Source organism: Arthrobacter sp. H41 (assembly GCF_000520535.1).
Lineage (GTDB): Bacteria > Actinomycetota > Actinomycetes > Actinomycetales > Micrococcaceae > Arthrobacter_D.
In genome coordinates, this window is sequence record NZ_KI914771.1 from 50,227 (window position 1) to 70,695 (window position 20,469).

A 20,469-nucleotide genomic window follows, 5' to 3' on the forward strand; every position below is an offset into this window, starting at 1 on the left:
TCGTCGTGGCCCGCTTCGCGCTTCCCGAAGGCAGCACTGTGGCCATCGGTGAAGACCCTCCGGCACAGTGGACCTTCAATCCCACGCGTCGTATCCTCACCAATGCGAACCGCTGGGCGCAGGTCCTCAGCGAGCTCGAACCGCTCGACGGGCCGCTTCCGGCGCGCAGGCTCAGCGCCGTCGCCGACCGCGTCTTCGACTTCGAGGCCGAGAAGGACGCCGAGCAGGAGACCGGGAAGGGCGGACCCCCGGCGGGTTCCGATCCGGACGGCCTCCTCGACGTGCTGAGGTCGCGGCGCGGCCAGCGCCTCGGCGTTGACGAGGAGGGCGACGACGCCCTGGCCGAACTCCTCACGAGGGGCAGCATCCCCGCCGCCCACCCACGGAACGAAGCGGACGACCTGGACTCCGGGGACGGCGCACCGGACCGCACTGCTGCGGAATCGGTACCTCCCGGACTCGGACTGGCCCCGGCGCTGCCCTCCGACGACGACAGCGCGACGCACCACGGGGACGGCAGCCCCAGGCTGTACGACGGGAGTACCGAGACCCGCGAGATCAGCATTTTCGCTAGGCCTGCAGGATCCGGGCAGGAGGGCGGATCGGCGGGGCCGTCGTCGACGGCGCCGGACAGCCCGCGCGACGAGGCACCACCCTCAAAGGACCTGCAGACCCAGAAGAACCAGGGTCGGACAGCCGGCAAGACCGACGAGCCGGCCGACCGCCGCAACAAGCCGAAACGCTCGAGCGTGCCCAGCTGGGACCAGATCGTGTTCGGCACGAAGGGCGACTGACGCCTGATCAGGGAGCTCCGTATGGACGTGGGTCCAGCGCTCCGGAACGGAGATCCCCATGCCCTCCATCGACCTGAACAGTGACGTCGGCGAATCCTTCGGCAGCTGGGTGCTGGGCGACGACGCCGCGGTGTTCCGGCACGTTTCCAGCGCCAACGTGGCCTGCGGTTTCCATGCCGGAGACCCGAGCACCATTGCGCAGACCTGCCGCGACGCCGTCGCCGCCGGGGTGGCCATCGGAGCCCACGTGGGTTACCGGGATCTGGCAGGGTTCGGCCGGAGGTTCCTCGACTGCTCGGCCACCGAACTCGCCGACGATGTCCTGTACCAGCTGGGCGCGCTCCAGGCCCTCGCACAGGCGGCAGGGTCCGAAGTGCGGTACGTGAAGCCGCACGGGGCGCTCTACAACGCCATCGTCCACCACGAGGTCCACGCACAGGCGGTGGTCGACGCCGTCCACGCCTTCGACCCTGCCCTGCCGTTGCTGCTCCTCCCCGGGGCGGTGGCCCGCACCCGCGCCGAAGCCAGGGGCATGACGGCGCTCTCGGAGGCGTTCGCCGACCGCGCCTACCAACCGGACGGCACCCTGGTATCCCGTCGCGAGGCCGGCGCCGTGCTGCACGATCACCGGCAGATCGCGGACAACATGGTGCGCCTGGCCATTGAGGGACGGCTCACCGCGCTGGACGGTTCGGTGTTCGACGTCCGCGCCGACAGCATCTGCGTGCACGGCGACACGCCCGGTGCGGTGGCGATGGCCGGCGCAGTGCGCTCCGCACTCGAGGAAGCGGGTGTGTCGGTGCGGAGCTTCGTGTGAGCGGCATCGCGGTGCGCTGGGCCGGTCCGCGGGCGATCCTCGCCGAGGTACCGACCCTTGCGGGCGTGCTTGCCCTGCACCGGCGGCTCATGGCGGAACCCCTCCCGGGACAACTCGACGTCGTCGCCGGTGCGGCGACCGTGCTGGTCCGCTTTCCCGACCACACCCTGGCGGTTTCCGGGGCCGCCGCCCTGCTCCATCTCGATCCTCCGACGTCGGACCAGCCGGACGGGCGGAAGGTGACGATCGAGGTGGTGTACGACGGCGCTGACCTCGACGAGGTGGGTCGACTCACCGGCCTTGGCCGCGACGGCGTGATCGCCGCCCACACCGGGCAGCCGTGGATCGGCGCGTTCGGCGGATTCGCGCCCGGCTTCACCTATTCGGCGGGACAGGACCGGCGCCTCCACGTGCCGCGCCGCACCAGCCCCCGTACAGCCGTTCCGGCGGGATCCGTGGCACTCGGCGGCGAGTTCTCCGCCGTGTATCCCCGCCGGTCCCCCGGCGGCTGGCAGCTCATCGGAACCACGACGGCGCGCATGTGGGACCTGGAGCGGGAGCAACCGGCCCTTGTCCGGCCGGGCGACACCGTGCACTACCGCGCAGTCCGCGAACTGGTCGACGTCCGGGATACAGCGGTGCCGTCGGGCAGTGTCGAGGAACCCGATGCACCCGCCGCCGGCCTCGAGGTCGCGTCCACGGGCCTGCTGTCCCTCCTGCAGGACCTCGGCCGCCCCGGCAACGGCGACCTCGGCGTCTCCCCGTCCGGTGCCGCGGATCAACCGTCCGCACGCCAGGCCAACCGGCTCGTCGGCAACCAGCCCGGCGCCGCCGTCGTCGAGAACCTGCTGGGCGGCCTGTCGCTGCGCGCGCACGGCGACCAGGTGATCGCCGTCGCCGGCGCCACTGTCCCGCTCGGTATTTCGGGCCCTGAGACCTCCGGCCCTGCAACCGGGCAGAGCCCTGCCACGGGCCGCCCCTTCGCACTGCTCGACGGCGAACTTCTCACCCTCGGCGCGCCGGCCGCCGGACTCCGCAGTTATGTCGCGGTGCGTGGCGGGTTCGACGTCGGTCCGGTCCTCGGCAGCAGATCGACGGACACACTGTCCGGACTCGGACCCGCCCCGCTGGCACAGGGAGCGCTGCTTCCCGTCGGCGCCGTGCAGGGGCTCCCTCCGGTGGGTTCACCAGAAGAGACGATGCTCCGTCTGGGCGCCGGGACCACGAAGCTGCGGATCACGCTGGGCCCGCGGGACGACTGGTTCACCGAGGGCGCCATCAACGCCCTTCTCTCGCTGGAATGGAGGGTGACGAACCAGTCGAATCGCGTCGGCGTGCGCCTGGCATCGGGCACCGGCTCCACCCGGACGGAAAACGCAGGAGTGGTGGAGAGGTCGCGGTCGGGCGAGCTGCCCAGCGAAGGCACCGTGGCCGGTGCACTCCAGATTCCTCCTTCGGGGCAGCCCGTGCTGTTCCTGGCGGACCACCCGGTCACCGGAGGCTATCCGGTGATCGCCGTGGTGGTGGCCGAGGACGTGCCCCTCGCTGCCCAGCTGCCGCCAGGGCACCTGATCCGCTTTCTCCTCGTGGACCCGTCCACACTGGCACCCTCTGCTCCGATGCCCGAGTAGTTGCACGCCGTCAGTTCAGGACGCTCAGGCCGCCCCGAACGGCAGGGGCATCTCGTTGCCCTGCAGCGAGGGCGACGTGCTGGCGGTCTGCCGGCGCATATGGTGCCTGCGGCACAGGGTCTCGTAGCCGACCGACGATTCGGCGGTGCCCGGGTGGGCTCCGGAGCCCGACTCGGTGTGCCTCCGGTCCGCGACGCCGTCGTCCTCCAGCTGGTCCTCGAGCTGGTCCTCCACGTTGCCCAGCACCATCTGGTCGCCCTCGATGACCATCACACCGTCCACGACCCGCGCGTTGTGCGTGGCGCGGCGGCCACACCAGCAGAGCGCTTCGACCTGCAGCACCTGGACCCGGTCGGCGAGCTCGATGAGGCGCTGCGACCCGGGAAAGAGGTGCGTGCGGAAGTCGGAGGTGATACCGAAAGCGAAGACATCGATCGTCATCTCATCGACGATCCTCGCCAGCTGGTCGATCTGCCGGCTCGTGTAGAACTGCGCTTCATCGCAGATGAGGTAGTCGATGCGCGCACCGTTGGTGAGCCGATCGGCGATCTCGGTCCAGAAGTTCGACGCCGGGCGCACCTCGACGGCGGCCACCTGGAGCCCGAGACGGCTCGAGATCATCGATTCCCCCGCACGGTCGTGGGAGCTGAACAGCACTCCCCGGCGCCCGCGGGCCCGGTGGTTGTGGTCCATCTGGAGGGCGAGCGTGGACTTGCCGCAGTCCATCGTGCCCGAGAAGAACACCAGCTCAGCCACTGGTACCGTCTGCTGTCCGGCCGGCACGGACCGCCGGCTGCAGCGGCTTCGCTGACCGGGCGAGGGTCAGCAACGGCACTTCGCGCTCGGCCCGGGTCCAGGAGCCGTGCTGGCCGACCACCTCGCGCGCGGCCTCGGAGGTCCGGCGGGCATCGAACAGCGCGACCGGTTCCCGAGCGGCAATGAGCAGGTCCCCGATGCGCGGCAGGACGGCCGGGGCGACCGGGCCGAAAAGGCCATGCCGCACCGCCTCGTCCCGGGTCAGCACCCACGCGGATTTTTCGTACGCTTCGCGCCACCGGGATGCGAGCGCACTCCGCCCGCCGGCATCGAGCCCCGGCTCGCAGTACAGATGCACCAGCCGCGGTTCACCGCCCGTGTGCGCGACGCCGTCCACCAGGGGCTCCTGGGCGGAATAGTCGAACCTTTGCGACGGCTCGACGTCGACCATGCCGTGGTCGGCGGTGAGGAGGACGAGGGTGTCCGGCGGGACCTGCTTCACGAGGGAGCGCATGGCGAAGTCGAGGTCCTCCAGGCGGTTCAGCCATTCGGCCGAGTTGGCGCCGTACCGGTGACCGGCCTTGTCGAGGTCGTTGAGGTAGAAGTACATCAGCATCGATTCCGACCCGGCCAGGTGCTCCGCCGCCAGGCGAACGCGCGCCTGGACCGTGTTTCCTCCCGCGAACCCGCCGCCGCGCAGCGCGGCCCGGGTCATGGGTGAGTCGGCGAACCGCGGCTGGCTGACCGTCAGGACCGGCAACTCTGCGGCGGCCCGTTCGAAAACAGTGGGATGCGGCTGCCAGCGGAGGGGGTCCACCTGGTCGTCCCACCGGCCGAGCATGTTGACCACCTTGTCCTGCGCCGGATCCAGGACGTCGTACCCCACCATGCCGTGCTGGCCCGGGGGCAGTCCGGTGCCGAGGCTCGCCAGCGAGGCCGCCGTCGTCGAGGGGAAGGCGGCGCTGAGACGTTGCCCGCCGTCCAGCTTCTGGCGCAGGAAAGGCGCGTGGCCCCCGTACTTCCTGAGCAGCGACAGTCCGAGGCCGTCCACCATCACCACGCACACCCGGCGCGCGGCGGGGAGCCCGAGGGCGTTGGGAAAACTGTCGAGGCCCAGTGCGGCAGCGGCACTGGTCAGGACCTCGGCGACTGTTCCCGTACCGAAGGGAGGGGGCGGGGGCAGCGGCTCACCGGCGTCGGAATGCACCATCAAGGACTACCGCTGGTGGTGAGCACGTGTGAAGCGGCCGCCGAACCCGGGCTGGCGCCGTGCACCGGCGCCGGAGGTGAGGACCAGACCGCCACCGGTCGAGCTTGCAGTATTCACCTGACGAAGGGCCCGAGCGAAGGACTTGGCGTTCTGCACTGCCTGCACGCCGTCGGCCTCGGCACTGACCCGGAGCACGATGTCCTCCTGGGCGACGGTCCCGGTGTAGCCGTGGTCGGCGTCACACTGGGGGTCCCCGCAGCTCGCGGGCCCCATGTCGAGGCGCTGGCCTCCGGACCAGGCGATGGCGAGGGTCATTTCCCGGGTCTGGTCCGACGGCTTGTAGTCCTGCGGCTGCGCGTAGAGGTAGCTGAGCACCACGGAGCGGATCTGGCTGACCGGCACCGATTCGGTGGAGATCTGGGCCATCACCTGCTCGCCTGATTCGTCGAGCTGCTGGTCGTCCACGTGGGTGATCACGAGCATGTCCTCGGTGAGGACCAGCACGGTGATGTGGCGATGGACTTCGGTGCGTTCGAAGTGGGTCTCGAGGTGGGCCACGTGAGAGAGCGGCTCCCGGCCGTCAAGGGCATCGTGGACCACATCGGCGACCAGGCGCGGATAGAATCCGGCACGCTCAAGGGAGGAGTCGAGGTCGCGGCGCTGCGCGGAAAGCGAAGGGGTCATGACTCAAGCCTACCGGCGACCCACCCTAGTCCCGCATCGCCCGGCGGGCGCTGTCGGTGCGCCGCCGGGGGTTGCCCACGTCGATACGGGCACCGAGGATGGACAGCCCGGTGGTCGACACGAGTACCGGATTGAATTCCAGCAGCGCGATCTCCGGGTGGCGGTCCTTCAGCAGCGCAACCCGCGCCACGAGATCCTCGACGGCCCCGACGTCGGCCGGCGGCAGGCCCTGGTAGCCGGACAGCTTGCGCGACGCGCGGGGTGCCCGCACGAGGTCGGCGACATCGACGGTGCTCAGCGGGGGGACGGCGTGGCCCCAGTCGTCGAGCAGGTTCACCGCGTCTCCGGCCATCCCGAAGGACACCACGGGCCCCAGGAGCGGATCCTCGATGGCCCGGAGTATGCAGGCCTGCCCCGCCGGTGCCATGGACTGGACCTCCATGCCGAAGCTGCCGAAGGGCGCCAAAACCTGCTCCATCTGCCCGATATTGTGCTCCAGCGATTCCGGGGTGTCGATGTTCAGCCGGACGCCGCCGAAGTCCAGCCGGTGGCGGAGGTGTTCGTCCATGGTCTTCAGCGCGACAGGCCACCCGAGTCTCTCGGCGGCCTCGACGGCCTCCTCCACGGACTCGAACCGGATCGCCGGCATCAGCTCGATGCCGTAGTGGGTCATCAGCTCCGCGCTCTCGGCGGGGGTCAGGCGGGTCAGTCCGACGCCGGTGACGCGGCGGAGGATCCCGGCGAGCTGGGCCGAGGCGGCGTCGTGGTCGGTGCCCTCGGGGTCGATGAACTCGCCGTGGTCCCGTACCCGCCACTGCGTGTACTTCGCTATCGCGCCGAGGGCGGCGAGGGCGGCTCCGGGGCTGGGGAAGCAGGGAATGCCCTGCTCGAGCCCGTCGGGCTGCAGCCGCTGGTCGAGGACGCCGGTGAAGGAAGCGACGACGGGCTTCCCCGCGCGCTCACCGCACCGGTGCAGGCATTCAGCGATCGCTTCGGCGCTCAGGCCCCGCGCGGGCAGCGTGGTGACGACGACGCCGTTCACGGCGCTGTCGGCGAGCGCGGCAGAGACGGCGTCCTCGAGCGCCGGCAGGGCGACCGACATCCCGGTGTCCAGGTCGAGGTCGGTGACAAGACGCGCGACCGTCAGTGACTGTGCCGCGACGGCGTCGGCCACCACCTTCCCCAGGCCGGAGGAATTGCTGAAGACCGCGATGTTCGGTCCGTCCGGCAACGGCTGGGAGGAGACGATCTGGGCCACGTCCATGAGTTGCTCGGTCGTCTCGACCCGGATCACCCCGGACTGCCGGAGCATCGCATCGAGCGCTCCGACCGGGGCCTGCGTGGTGCGGACTGCGTGGCCGGGCGGGAGTTGCAGCCCAGTGACGTCCGATTTCGCCACGATGACCGGTTTCGTCAGCGCCAGCCGGCGCGCGATGCGTGAGAACTTGCGTGGGTTGCCGATGGACTCGAGGTACAGCCCCACGGCTCCGGTGGCGGCGTCGTCCTCCCAGTACTGCATGGCATCGTTTCCGGAGACGTCGGCCCGGTTGCCGGCCGAGATCACCGAGGACAGGCCGAGCCCGCGGCGACTCGCGGCGGCGAACAGCATCACGCCGAGGCCGGCTGACTGGCTGAACAGGGCAAGGCTCCCCCGGTTCGGGAGGGACGGGGCCATGGAGGCGTTCAGCCGCACCGCCGGGTCGGTGTTGACGAGGCCCAGCGACGCCGGACCCACCACGCGCATGCCGTGGGCCCTGGCGCGGTGCACCAGCGCGCGCTGCTCGGCGATTCCCGATCCGTCACCGTCGTCGGCATAGCCCGCGGTGGCGACGAGCAGGCCCTTCACACCGGCCGCGGCGCACTGGTCCACCACGGCGTCCACCTGCTCGTGGGGCACGGCGATGACGGCAAGGTCGACGGGCTCGGGCACCTCGGCGAGGGTTGCGTGCGAGATGAGGCCGTGCAGTTCGAAGGCGTCATGGTTGACGGCGTACACCGTTCCGGTGAAACCACCCTCCATCAGGTTCTCCAGGAGTGAGTACCCCACGGTCCCCCACTCGCGGCTCGCACCGATGACGGCGACGGTCGACGGCGCCATCAGCTCGGCGACGCTGCGTGCCTCGGCCCGGTGTTCCCGTGCCTCCATGACCGCGCGTGACCGGGCGGTCTCGTCGATGTCGAAGCTCAGCATCACCACGCCGTCGTCGAAATGCCGCTTCACCTCATAGCCGGCCTCGGCGAAGACGGTGATCATCTTGCGGTTCTCGGGAAGCACCTCCGCGGAGAACCGCCGAATGCCGTTCTCACGCGCTGCGGCGGCCAGGTGTTCGAGGAGGATCGATCCGAGGCCGCGGCCCTGGTGGGAGTCCGACACGTTGAAGGCGACCTCGGCCTCCTGCGGATCATCGAGCCGGTCGTAGCGCCCGATCCCGAGGATGTCGGAACCGCGCGTGATGACGAAGGCCACGCGGTCGTGGTGGTCCACCTCGGTGAACCGCTTGAGCTCCTTGGTGCTCAGCTTGGCCTTGTAGGTGAAGAACCGGAGGTAGATCGAGTTCTGTGACTGGCTGACGTGGAAGGACTGCACGGCGTCGGCGTCGGAGGGTGAGATGGGCCTCAGATGCCCGGTTCCGCCGTCACGCAGGACGACATCCGCTTCCCAGTATTCGGGGTAATGTCCGTTCACCACCATAGACTCACCCTAGTGGGCATCGCCTGCGCGCGTCAGCGCCGGGCCGGATGCCCCGCCCGAACCCACCGATCACGTTGAGGAAGCACCATCCCTATGGCAAGGCGCCAAACCACCGCACCTCCGGCAGATTTCACCGAGAAGATCATCGATATCGACGTCGAGTCGGAGATGCAGGACTCGTTCCTCGAATACGCGTACTCGGTGATCTACTCCCGTGCGCTGCCCGACGCCCGGGACGGCCTGAAGCCCGTGCAGCGCCGCATCCTCTACATGATGACCGACATGGGGCTGCGTCCCGACCGCGGGCATGTGAAGTCGGCCCGTGTGGTGGGCGAGGTGATGGGCAAGCTCCACCCCCACGGCGACACCGCCATCTATGACGCCATGGTGCGGATGGCCCAGGATTTCTCGCTCCGGCTTCCGCTCATCGACGGGCACGGCAACTTCGGCTCGCTCGACGACGGCCCTGCGGCCCCCCGGTACACGGAGGCCCGCCTCGCGGCTCCGGCCCTGACGATGACGAACCACCTCGACGAGGACGTGGTGGATTTCGTGCCGAACTACGACAACCAGCTGATGCAGCCCGAGGTGCTGCCCGCCGCGTTCCCCAATCTGCTCGTCAACGGCGCCAGCGGCATCGCCGTCGGCATGGCAACGAACATGGCTCCGCACAACCTCGGTGAAGTTATTGCGGCGGCACGCCACCTGATCGCCAACCCGGATGCCGGGCTCGACGACATCCTGCGTTTCATCCCCGGCCCCGACCTTCCCAGCGGCGGGAAGATCGTAGGACTGACCGGCATCCGCGACGCGTACGCCACCGGCCGCGGTTCCTTCAAGACCCGCGCCACGGTGAAGGTGGAACAGCTGTCGGCACGCCGGACGGGCCTGGTGGTGACCGAGCTCCCCTACACCGTGGGACCGGAGAAAGTGATCGAGCGGATCAAGGACGCCGTCACCTCGAAGAAGCTGCAGGGCATCTCGGACATCGTGGACCTGACGGACCGCATGCATGGCCTCCGGCTGGTCATCGAGCTCAAGAACGGCTTCAATCCCCATGCCGTCCTTGACCAGCTGTACCGCTACACGCCCATGGAGGACTCCTTCGGGATCAACAATGTGGCGCTGGTGGACGGACAGCCCCGCACGCTCGGCCTCCTCGAACTCCTCCGTGTCTACATCTCCCACCGCCTGCTGGTGGTGCGCCGGCGCACCGCGTACCGGCTGCAGCGGAAGCTGGACCGGATGCACCTGGTGGAGGGACTCCTGATCGCACTCGTCGACATCGACGAGGTCATCCAGATCATCCGCTCCTCCGATGAGGTCGCAGCCGCACGCGAGCGGCTCATGTCCATCTACGACCTCTCCGAGATCCAGGCGAACTACATCCTCGAACTCCGCCTGCGGCAGCTCACCCGGTACTCGCGGGTCGAGCTCGAGAAGGAACAGGAGCAGCTCCGGCTCGACATCGCGGAGCTCGAGGCCATCCTCGGCTCGGAGGACCGCCTGCGGGCCCTCGTTTCGGACGAGCTCGGTGCGATTTCGGAGCAGTTCGCCACGCCGCGCCGGACGGTGCTGCTCGAATCGGAGGCCTCTGCCCCCGTTCGGGGATCCGCGCTGCCGGTCGCAGCGGGCAAGGGCTCCAAGGCCGTCCTGCCCCTCGAGATCGCCGACGATCCGTGCTGGGTCATCTTCTCCGCCTCCGGCCAGCTCGCCCGGACCTCCGACCGGCAGCCGTTGAACGACGGCCAGCGCATGAGGCATGACGCTTTCCGCTCCATCCTGCCCACCACTGCCCGTGCCGAGATCGGGGCGCTGGTGTCGTCGGGTCGCATGATCCGGCTGCAGGTGATGGACCTCCCCGCCCTGCCGCCCACGGCCGGCATTCCGAACCTCGCTGGGGGCGTACCGGCGAAGGATTTCATCACCCTTCAGCGCGGGGAGACGCTGGTGGGGCTGGCGCCGCTCGACGCCGTCCTCGCCCTGGGGACGGCGCGGGGGATCGTCAAGCGCGTGGTGCCCGAGTACCCGCTCAATCGCGACGACTGGGAAGTCATCTCCCTCAAGCCCAAGGACGAGGTGGTGGGCCTGGCCGCGGCGCTCGACGACGACCAGCTCGTGTTCGTCACGCGCCAGGCGCAGCTGCTGCGCTTTCCCGCCTCNGGGCCGCACGGCGGGTGGAGTGGCAGGCATCAAGCTTGCGGCAGACGATACCGTGCTCCACTTCGGTGCGGTGGCAGCCGGTGCCACGGACGGGGTGGTCGTCACGATCGCGGTGCAGGGGGACGCGCTGCCCGGCACGTCGCCCGGATCGGTGAAGGTGACGGAGTTCGAGGAATATCCTGCCAAGGGACGCGCCACCGCGGGCGTCCGCGCCCACCGGTTCCTGCGCGGCGAGAACCGCCTGTCACTCGCATGGGCGGGCCCGGGGCCGGCGAAGGCCGCGGCCACGAACGGGGTGGCCAGGGCACTGCCCACCGAACACGGCCGACGTGACGGTTCGGGCATCGCCCTCACCCAGGAGATCGACGTCGTCGGGCCCGGCCTGACGGGTCTGACGCAAGCCGTCGCGCCACCGCTGGCCACACCGTCGCTGGTCACGGCGCCGGGGGAAGGTTCTGTCGGCGCTGAACCCGATGACGAAGGCCAGGCCACGCTGCTGTAGCCGGGGATTCTGCCGGCGACGGGGTCAGGGGCCGGGCGCTACGAGCGGGAGGTCGAAGACGATGGAACGCTGTGTCGGCGCGTACCCCATCCGTTCATAGAGCCCGAGGGCTCCCGACGGGTTCTCCGTGTCCACTCCGAGCCCTGCATTGTCCATGCCGGCGGCCCGGTACCGCTTCATGGCTTCGGCGAGCAGGGCGGGTGCGAGGCCGCGCCCGCGCCACGTCCGGCGCACGCCGAGCAGATCGGTGTACCCCTCGGTATGGCCGAGGAGCTCCTTCGAATCGGGGTCATGGCTTGCGAGCTGGTAGGCGGCAACCTCTCCCCTGGTGCCGTCCACGAGGGCCAGGCTCCAGTCCGGGCGGAACTCGGGGTGGCTGACGGTGAACTGCCACGACTCCTGGTCCCGTGGCTCGCTCCCCCAGTGGTCCTGGAAGGCGTCGTTGTGGGCGACGCGCACCAGTTCGGAGATGTTCCGGTCCCCTCCGTCGGCGAAGCTGACCAGTTCGAGTTCCGGGGGAAACGGAAACTCGGGGATGGGCTGGTCCAGTGGCCGGGTCATCTCCGTGAAGTACCGCACGATCGAACTTCCGCTGCCCTCGAGCAGGGCGAGATGTGACGGATTGCGCTCCTCCACGTAGTTGCGGAGGACGCCGTCGGGCAGGCCGGTCTCCTGCAGCCGCGCGGCGGAGCGCCACGCCTGCCAGCCGAAAATCGCCCGCCCGAGGCCCTTCCTCCGCCACTCGGGATGCACGCCTCCCGACCCATGCACGAGGGAGGAGCCGCTGTTCATCGATACGCGCCCGAAGGCACGCAGGACGCCGTCGGACCCGAATCCGGCGATGGTGTCCTTCCGTGAGTCGTTCTTCGACGCGCGAAGCGCCTGCTCGAGGTCTGCCCGCTGCTCGACCCAGTCCGGTTCGTCTGCCGCGGCGATGCGCTGGGTCAGGTCGAGCCACGCAGTGATGTCGGAGTAGGAAAGGGGACGCCAGGACAGGATCACGGGAAGGGTGAAGCCACCTGCCGAGCCTGTACTGCGGGCTTTGCCGGCGGTTTCCGGGGTCTCGATCGGACTCATGCCTCCCAGCGTATGGCAACCCGATTCGGTTTGATCCTCGTCTCTAAGTCGATAGATGTCTCGTATTTCCTCTGTGGCTCTGACCTGGACACGACCTGCGTGATTGTCGGCTCCATCTGGCGCTCGAATCACAGCCTGAATAGCGGGCTGCGCGTCCCGCCTGAGAAACGTTTCACGGGACTCCGCTGCGCTCACAGGGTTTTCCAAGGTTCGCAAGGTGACAGCCTGGCGCGTCGGACAGTCTACTCTCGGTCGGGCGTTGCCGTCAGCGGAACCATCAGTCCGCTCGTGCTTCTCGTAGCCCAGGTGAGCGGTGATCTCGCCTCCCAGAGCGGACTCCAGAACGAGCTTCGTCAATTCATCAAGGAGCCCAGCGCGTGCCTGCAGGAGAGAGTTCCGTGCTGCTCTAGAACAATATAAATGCTATCGGCGTAACCAGAATTAGTGTCAGGACTACTCGCTGGAACCAGATGATCAGGAGCTTCCAGATTGGAATTGGTATGTCAGTGGCCATGATGCACGGCACCAAAGCGGAGAAGAAAATGATGGCGGATACTGAAACGACGCCGATCACGAACTTCACGATGACACCGGACTCGGCCACGAGGAGTGCCGGCAGGAACATCTCGGCGATACCGACTGCGCTGGCTTTTGCCACGAGCATGGGTTCCGGAAGCTGTAGTGCCCAAGTAAAGGGGTAGAACACGTAACCGAGCCAGTCGAAGACGGGGGTATAAGTGGCGAGTACCAGTCCGAGCAGCCCGATGGAGAGAATCGAAGGCAGGATGGCCATGGTCATTACCAGACCGTCGCGGACGTTCGTCCAGATATTTGCGCGCAGCGATGGTGCCGCTCCTACGGTCTCCTGCGCAGCGCGCCAGGCTGCTGTAAGGCGATTGCCGACGATTTCCTCCTCAGGTTGCGGCTGCGCATCGGCGTGGTAATCATTCGGGATCCCGTTCAGTGGCCAGATCCTGACCGTTATGGCTGTGACAAGAAAAGTTACGAGGAAAGTCGCCCAGAAATAAAGAGTCCACCGGTCCATCAGATTCAGCGTTTGGGCCACGATCACCATGAAGGTCGCCGACACGGTGGAGAAGCCGGTTGCGATGATGGCGGCTTCCCTAGCCGTGTACTTGCCTTCTTTGTAAACCCGGTTGGTGATGAGCAAACCAAGGGAGTAACTGCCGACGAAGGAGGCAACGGCATCGATAGCCGAGCGGCCAGGGGTCTTCCAAATTGGACGCATTACCCGCTGCACGAGAACGCCTACGAACTCGAGCAGACCATAACTGACCAGAAGCGCTAGGAAGACCGCTCCAATGGGAACAAGCAATCCGACAGGAATCACCAGCTTCTCGAACAGGAATGGGCCCATGTCTGGGCTGAAGAGCCAGGCGGGCCCCGCCTTGGATACCAGCATGAACCCCACAACCATGCCCGCGACCTTGAACAGGGAGAAAACCAGGTCGAGAGTGGATCTCCTCCAAGCTCCCGTTACGAACGGGTACAGAGCGCCTGCCACAATGACGGATAGCGCGTAGTAGGGCAGTGCAGGTCCTATCGTCGCTTGGAGATACGTGACAATGTGGTCGAGCATGATGGTGTTCTTGCCGCGGAGGGTCAGCGGCACAAAGAACATGAACGCTCCAATGCCGCTGTACACAAACAACTTCCACATCTGATGCGGTTTTGTTCGCGTAGCCCCTGAAGAAATGGCCATCGTCGTCTCCTAGTGTCTGCGCCACCCGGGATAGGGTGCGTTCGTGATCCGTAGGACCATCGGACTCTTGTTCAGCAGCAGAGACGATAGAAAAGCGCCACATGCGGTCCCACATATGAGATTCTTGTCCTGACAGGGGAGGAACGTCATGGGAAATGACCCGGTCACCTCCCTCCGCGCACTGCAGATTCTTAGCTACCTGGCGACCCAGGCCAGCCCAGTCCCTGCCGTACGCATCGCCGAGGCGATTGGTTCTCCAAGATCTTCAACGTTCCGGCTCCTTCGTGGGATGCAGGCACTTGGTGACGTCACGCACCTTCCCGAGCTGAAATCGTACGTGCTGGGCATCGCAGCGCTTGAAATCGGTCAAGCATTCGGCATCCAGGTACCGTTGGCACGATTCGGAAGACCCGTGCTGGAACGTTTGGTACTTAAACTCGGGGAGACCGCGCACCTGGCCGTCATGCAGGGCCACGAAACGCTGTACATCCATGAGCAGACAGCACCGTTGCGGGCACCGCTAGTTACCGCGAAGGACGTCCGCCTCCCAGCGCATTCAACAGCTTCCGGGAAGGTGATTTTGGCAGGGCTTGGACAAAACCAGCTGAAAGCCCTGTTCCCACCTACTTATGCGTTCGTCAAGAGGACAGGCAACGGTCCCGCAACGCACGCCGAACTTCTTCAACAACTGGACCTTACAAGGAGGCAGGGCTTCGCCCGTGAATTTGGGGAAATAACGGAAGGCCTGACATCCATTGCCAAACCGGTCAGGGACCGCACCGGCCGAATCGTCGCCTCGATCGCCGTAACTTATATGTACAACGTTCAGTCAGGCTTTCCGCTAGCTGATTCCGAGAAAAGTCCTACGCAAGAAGCAATCCTGGTGGCCTTGGACCGGGCTACTCGAGATCTGAGTTACAGGCTTGGCTGGAAGCAGTAGAAGGACTACTCCGTCACGGTAGGTGAGGGCGAACGTCTCGTACCCCGTCGCAGGAGCGCCGGCGGCCCGCCCCATGAGCATGGCACTCTGGAATGGCTTCACTCGACGGGTGTCATTTTCAGAAGTCGTCTGCACTGCCGATGCCGTTCTTCAGCGAATCCACGACCGGGGAGCCCAATTCTGGCGCCTCGGCTGGTTGAATGGGCCGATGAGTGACGAGCAGATACGCCCCACGTCCACACCGCTGGAGGACTACGCCCTCCTGTCCGACCTGCACACCGGTCCGCTGGTGTCCCGCGAGGGCAGCATCGACTGGCTGTGTTTCCCGCGCTTTGACTCCCCGTCGGTCTTCGCGGCCCTGCTTGGAGATCCCGAGGACGGGCGCTGGAAGCTTTCCGCCGTCGACGGCGAGGTCGTATCCCGCCGCTACCTGCCCCGCACGTTCGTTCTCGAGACCACCTGGCGTACCCCCACCGGAACCCTCGTGGTGACTGACTTCCTGCCCCCGGGGGATCACCAAGCCGACCTCATCCGACGAGTGGAATGCACCTCCGGGGAGGTTGAAGTCGAGCATGACCTGCGGATCCGCTTCGACTACAACCGGGCCAAGCCCTGGACACGGCGGGTGGACATCGGCGAGGGCGGCCACAGCGGGTTGCTGTCCGTTGCCGGCCCGGATGCTTTGCTGCTGACCGGACCGTCGCTGCACCCCCACGAAGCGCAAAAGGCGGAGCCGCAGGAAGGAATGGCTGCCCGACACGAGGCCTCACCGAAGGGCCACCCCGACGACTACCAGGGCGCCGTCTCTAACAGGCTCACCGGGCGTTTCACCTTTACCGCCGGGGAGTCCGCGGATTGGGTGCTCACCTGGCACCACTCTCACCGGTACCCGCCCACCCCGGTGGATCCGGCCACGGCCCTGGATCAGACGATCGCGTTCTGGACGCAGTGGTCCTCCCGCCTGGCCGTGCATGACAAGCACGACCAGGCCGTGCTGCGTTCCTTGCTGGTCCTGCGCGCCCTCACCCACAGCGACACTGGCGGGATCGTCGCCGCGGCCACCACCTCCCTGCCCGAGGATTTCGGGGGCGTGCGCAACTGGGACTACCGCTACACCTGGCTGCGCGATGCTGCCCTGACCATCGAAACGCTCATCGCCCATGACTACACCGATGGCGCCTTGCACTGGCGCAACTGGCTGCTGCGGGCCGTGGCCGGGGACCCCGACGACATCCAGATCATGTACGGGGTGGCCGGGGAGCGGCAGTTACCCGAGACCGAACTGCCCCACCTGGCCGGATATGAGAACTCCACACCGGTGCGGATCGGCAACGGGGCTGCAGGCCAGTACCAGGCCGACGTCGTCGGGGAAGTCTTGCTCGCCCTGGCTGCCCTGCGCGACGCCGGAGTATCCGAGGACGAGTACTCCTGGGGACTGCAAAAAAACCTGCTGCGCTTCTGCGAGGACAACTACGACCGGAAGGGCCACGGCATCTGGGAGATGCGCGGCGAATCTTCGTATTTCGTGCACGGGCGCGCCATGATGTGGGCGGCCTTCGACCAGGGAATCCGTGCCGTCGAGGAACACCACTTCGACGGACCGGCCGAACGGTGGCGGGACCTGCGGGACCGGCTGCGCGCGGAAATCCTCGAACACGGGTTCAACAAGGAACTCGATTCCTTCACGCAGACGTACGAGAACACCGAGGTGGACGCCTCCCTGCTGCAGCTGCCGCACACCGGGTTCGTGGCCTACGACGACCCACGGATGCTCGGGACCGTGGCCCTCATCGAGCAGGACCTGCGTGGTGAGCACGGACTAGTGCACCGTTACCGCACCGCGGCCGGCCTCGACGGACTGGCAGGCGATGAGTATCCGTTTCTCATCTGTACGTTCTGGCTTGTGGAGCAGTACGCGTCCAGCGGGAGAATAGACGATGCCGAAGAACTTCTGGAGCAGCTCACCGGCTACGCCAACGACCTCGGTCTCTACGCCGAGGAATACGACCCGACCAGTGGTCGGCTCGCCGGAAACTTCCCCCAGGCCTTCAGCCACCTCGGCTTCATCCGCGCCACCGACGCCGTCGCCCGGGCTCGGGCTCGGGTCCGGAAGCGACCCTAACTCCGTCAGTACTGGAGGCAGGGCGTGGGGTTGCAGGTCTATTACGGTCGTTGACCTCTGAAGGTAAGCACTCCTAGCGTTGTAGGTGGCGATAACAAAATCCCGATTCATTACCAGTACCGAACGTCGTATCGGGGGCACTTATGAAGGAGGAGTCATGGGAACTCGCACGAAGAATGTTTGGCTGAAAAAGACCGTAGTGACCGCGATCCTGCCGTTCGTAGCCTTGAGTTTCATCGGGTGCAGCACTGACACGGCCGGCCCTGAGGAAGACGTGGATGTAGAGGACGTCGTTGAAGGAGAAGAAGCACCGGCGGAGCCGTTGACAGAAGACGGCGCCTATAACGGTTTTTACGACCGAAGCTTCTCCGATGATTATGATTCCCTGGTCGGGGAGGAAGTCACGGTTTCCGCTGAAGTGAACGAAATCATCTCGCCCGTGGCGTTCACGATCGCCGGGACGGATGACACCACGGTCGAGGCCCTGCTGATCATGCACAGTGAAGAGTTGTCCGAGGTTACCGACGGGCTCACGGTAGGGGTGAGCGGAATAGTCCGTGACGCCTTCGACCTCCCAGCCGTCGAAGAGGACATGGGCATCGATCTGGACGATGAGCTCTACGGGGACTGGGACCAGATGCGCTACATCGAAGCCAACAGCGTCGACACACCCGTCGACGCCGACGCCGGGTAGTCAACAGCGTGCAACCTGATCGCAGTTTTCATCAGAGGAGGATTCGCAATGGCACAAAACAAGCCGGGAAAAATGGTCAGACTCACCGATACCGGGCAGGCGATAAGCGCCGAGGATGAGGATATTCGCGACCGTACGGTCAGGGACAGAGACGGAGAGGAACTGGGCAGGATCGATGATCTCCTGGTCGATGACGAGCAGAACCGGGTCCGTCTAATGGAAGTGGCTTCCGGAGGGTTCCTCGGTATGGGCGAGACGAAATCTTTCATCCCGATCGAGGCCATCACACGGATCACCGACGATGAAGTACACATCGATCAAACACGGGACCATGTTGCCGGCGCCCCTGCTTACGACCCCGAGATCGTCGACCAGCAGGATTCCTATGGGGATATCTATGGCTACTACGGGTATCAGCCGTATTGGACCGCCGGGTACATGGTTCCACCGCGTCCCTACTGACCAAAAAGCCAAGCCCTCAGCCCCACTGCGGTGTCCTTGGCCCCCTTTCGTGTGTTCTGGGGGCATTGGCGTGTTTGATGAGTGAAGGGTCCAGCATGGTTATGGAATCAGGATTTCAGGAGGTCGACAGGGTGGCAAGTGAGGTTGATCTTCGGCATCTGCGACGTTGTGTGGCTTTGGCGACAGAGGCGTTGGAGTCGGGCGATGAACCGTTTGGCTCGATCCTCGTCTCCGGGGATGGACGTGTTCTGGCGGAGGACCGCAACCGTGTGGCCTCCGGAGACCGGACCCGCCACCCGGAGTTTGAGTTGGCGCGCTGGGCCGCAGCGAACCTGACACCTGATGAGCGCAGGGCCGCGACTGTGTTCACCTCCGGTGAGCATTGCCCGATGTGCGCCGCGGCGCACGGCTGGGCCGGGTTGGGACGCATCGTGTATGCCAGTTCCTCCGAGCAACTGGCGGGCTGGCTCGCCGAGATGGGGGTGCCGGAACCTCCGGTACGAACTCTGCCAATCCGAGACATCGCCCCCGGCCTCGTTGTGGAAGGTCCGGTTCCAGGGCTCGCGGAACAGGTCCGGGACCTACACCGCCGCTTCTACACCAAACCAAGTCCCGAGAACGTCGACCTTGGGTGAAGCCGGGGTCATCGAGGAAACCTTCCAGAGCTTCAAGGGCGAAACCGGGCTGGACCGCGTCATCTGGGACAGATCCGCCAGCCCAGAACGAGTCCTGGAACACCCAACCTGGGGCCGAAAACACCAGCAACGCGCCCGACAAGGTCATTACAAAACCCACGGACACACCCTACAAACGCGACTGTAGTACTAGGGGATGTCTGTCGACGAGTAGGAAGTCGGCGCCTACCGTAGTGGGATTACTGCCCTCCAGTGCAATGCGATCTCATCGCTCACGCGATTTACGAACTCATTGGTGACCTTCCGCGACTGCCACATGCGCCCTGCAACGCGGAACTGCATGTGCGGGACCAGTAAGGGAAACCAGTGGAGAGACCGGCGGCTTTATTAGACGTGACTGCCGGCCCGGTGGGGCACTGGTAGGCTGCAGGGCTTGGCAGCAGCGCTGCCGGTATCGGCAGTGACGACCTGGCATTAGCGGTGGCCCGCGTCACCGCCACAACCGGCCGCCTTGGTCGGGTTGGTGGCGGTATCGAGCGTTTTCAACCTCGGTGGTTTCCACCACCCACCCACTCAGCGGGACGTAACCGGTCCGACATAATGAGAGCCCAGAAAATGCGGCAGAAATGCCCTCGGTGCGGTCGAACACCATTGCGGTTTGAAGTGCCGGAAAACCGCTCCTCGGGAAGGAGCGAGGTTTCGTACCAGTTTCTGTCCGTGTAGACGCCCCTTAGCCAGCACCGCGTACATCATCACCGGCAGGCTAGTGGCAATCGGCAGCGGCACCTCGCCCGGCTTGGCCACTTCCAGTGCTGTGTCCCGCTCCGGAGCAAGCCTGCCGCACAAGAACAGAGCCAGGACCTCCGCAAATGCCGGCATAGAGCGCCGGAACGCCGAGGCTGATGCAATCACACCTCAGGAAACCGACCGGAGTCCCCACCTACCGCGTCACACGCGAACCGGCAGCAGTCATCCCCAACGCGACGACGTCGTCGCAGTCCCCCGCCTCCGCTGCGTCATGCGTGACGAGGAGCACCGCACAACCGGTCAGTCCCGCCCGGAGATCGGCGAGCATCGCGCGGGCTCCCTCGGCGTCGAGGTGCGCGGTCGGCTCATCGAGGAGCACGACGTCGGCACGTGTCAGGAGTGCCCGGGCCACGGCAAGCCGCTGCCGCTGCCCTCCGGACAACCGGGAACCACCCGGGCCCACCGTTGCATCGATTCCGAGATCGAGCCCGTCGACGAAGTCCGAGAGCCCCACCGCGGTGAGTGCCGCCCGCAGTTCGGCGTCCGACGCCGCATCCTCCACCGGCCGGGCCAGCTGCAGGTTCGCCCGGATGGTCGAATGGAAAAGGTGGCTTTCCTGGGGACACCAGGCGATGCGGGGCCCGCGACCCGGGATCCCCACCGAATCATTCACGAGCAGCTCGCCGCGTTCGAGGGGAAGGAACCCGAGGAGGGCACCGAGGATTGTCGATTTGCCGCTCCCGGAGGGGCCGGTCAGGCCGGTCCACCGCCCCTTGCGGAGGTGTACGTCGACGTCCGCCACGACAGGGAGACCCGGCTC

At 66.4% G+C, this 20,469-nt stretch carries 15 protein-coding genes and 1 pseudogene; 9 read left to right on the forward strand and 7 right to left on the reverse strand.

Features of this window, described 5'->3' with window-relative positions; genetic code table 11:
* The 3 genes from sepH to Y705_RS17205 form a co-directional block, all read left to right on the forward strand.
* A partial coding sequence (sepH, locus tag Y705_RS17200) for a septation protein SepH (RefSeq protein WP_253908466.1) occupies nt 1–794 on the forward strand: 794 nt, incomplete at its 5' end.
* Between the two features lie 58 nt (nt 795–852).
* Nucleotides 853–1,611 carry a LamB/YcsF family protein gene (locus Y705_RS0103740; protein ID WP_026531872.1) on the forward strand — a complete coding sequence of 253 codons (759 nt, stop codon included), beginning with the start codon at nt 853–855 and terminating at the stop codon, nt 1,609–1,611.
* Nucleotides 1,608–3,242 (forward strand): 5-oxoprolinase subunit B/C family protein, encoded by a 1,635-nt coding sequence (locus tag Y705_RS17205; protein ID WP_049822225.1) that lies wholly within the window; start codon nt 1,608–1,610, stop codon nt 3,240–3,242. Before Y705_RS0103740 ends, Y705_RS17205 begins: the two co-directional genes overlap by 4 nt.
* A 24-nt stretch (nt 3,243–3,266) precedes the next feature.
* On the opposite strand, the gene Y705_RS0103750 is transcribed toward Y705_RS17205, so the two are convergent.
* Genes Y705_RS0103750 through Y705_RS0103765 form a run of 4 tightly spaced genes read right to left on the reverse strand, consistent with a single transcriptional unit; the run spans nt 3,267 to nt 8,584 of the window.
* Nucleotides 3,267–3,998, reverse strand: a complete 732-nt coding sequence (locus Y705_RS0103750; protein ID WP_049822226.1) for a thymidine kinase — start codon at nt 3,996–3,998, stop codon at nt 3,267–3,269.
* Nucleotides 3,991–5,208 (reverse strand): alkaline phosphatase family protein, encoded by a 1,218-nt coding sequence (locus tag Y705_RS17210; RefSeq protein WP_049822227.1) that lies wholly within the window; start codon nt 5,206–5,208, stop codon nt 3,991–3,993. The genes Y705_RS0103750 and Y705_RS17210 overlap by 8 nt, the downstream gene beginning before the upstream one ends.
* A 6-nt stretch (nt 5,209–5,214) precedes the next feature.
* On the reverse strand, nt 5,215–5,892 hold the full coding sequence (locus tag Y705_RS17215; RefSeq protein ID WP_049822228.1) for a DUF5998 family protein: 678 nt from the start codon (nt 5,890–5,892) through the stop codon (nt 5,215–5,217).
* A 25-nt stretch (nt 5,893–5,917) separates the two neighbouring features.
* A complete protein-coding gene (locus Y705_RS0103765) occupies nt 5,918–8,584 on the reverse strand; it encodes a bifunctional acetate--CoA ligase family protein/GNAT family N-acetyltransferase (protein WP_026531873.1) in 2,667 nt (888 codons plus the stop codon).
* A 93-nt stretch (nt 8,585–8,677) separates the two neighbouring features.
* Between Y705_RS0103765 and Y705_RS0103770 the strand changes: the two are divergent.
* Nucleotides 8,678–11,249: pseudogene (locus Y705_RS0103770) on the forward strand (DNA gyrase/topoisomerase IV subunit A).
* A 24-nt stretch (nt 11,250–11,273) separates the two neighbouring features.
* On the opposite strand, the gene Y705_RS0103775 reads toward Y705_RS0103770, so the two are convergent.
* Nucleotides 11,274–12,326: a GNAT family N-acetyltransferase gene (locus Y705_RS0103775; protein WP_173401044.1), complete on the reverse strand. Its 1,053-nt coding sequence runs from the start codon at nt 12,324–12,326 to the stop codon at nt 11,274–11,276.
* Nucleotides 12,327–12,732: 406 nt separating this feature from the next.
* Nucleotides 12,733–14,049 carry a YjiH family protein gene (locus Y705_RS0103780; RefSeq protein WP_026531875.1) on the reverse strand — a complete coding sequence of 439 codons (1,317 nt, stop codon included), beginning with the start codon at nt 14,047–14,049 and terminating at the stop codon, nt 12,733–12,735.
* A 148-nt stretch (nt 14,050–14,197) separates the two neighbouring features.
* Here Y705_RS0103780 and Y705_RS17220 point away from each other — a divergent pair, with 148 nt between their 5' ends.
* From Y705_RS17220 to Y705_RS17225, 5 genes are all read left to right on the forward strand, one after another.
* On the forward strand, nt 14,198–14,989 hold the full coding sequence (locus Y705_RS17220; RefSeq protein ID WP_049822229.1) for an IclR family transcriptional regulator: 792 nt from the start codon (nt 14,198–14,200) through the stop codon (nt 14,987–14,989).
* Between the two features lie 208 nt (nt 14,990–15,197).
* Nucleotides 15,198–17,111: a glycoside hydrolase family 15 protein gene (locus Y705_RS0103790; RefSeq protein ID WP_026531876.1), complete on the forward strand. Its 1,914-nt coding sequence runs from the start codon at nt 15,198–15,200 to the stop codon at nt 17,109–17,111.
* A gap of 157 nt (nt 17,112–17,268) precedes the next feature.
* Complete coding sequence (locus Y705_RS0103795) at nt 17,269–17,805, forward strand: hypothetical protein (protein ID WP_026531877.1); 537 nt, start codon at nt 17,269–17,271, stop codon at nt 17,803–17,805.
* A 48-nt stretch (nt 17,806–17,853) separates the two neighbouring features.
* Nucleotides 17,854–18,267, forward strand: a complete 414-nt coding sequence (locus Y705_RS0103800) for a PRC-barrel domain-containing protein (RefSeq protein WP_026531878.1) — start codon at nt 17,854–17,856, stop codon at nt 18,265–18,267.
* Nucleotides 18,268–18,368: 101 nt separating this feature from the next.
* Complete coding sequence (locus Y705_RS17225; protein WP_049822235.1) at nt 18,369–18,902, forward strand: nucleoside deaminase; 534 nt, start codon at nt 18,369–18,371, stop codon at nt 18,900–18,902.
* Between the two features lie 940 nt (nt 18,903–19,842).
* Here Y705_RS17225 and Y705_RS21705 read toward each other — a convergent pair.
* A partial coding sequence (locus Y705_RS21705; protein WP_155849904.1) for an ATP-binding cassette domain-containing protein occupies nt 19,843–20,469 on the reverse strand: 627 nt, incomplete at its 5' end.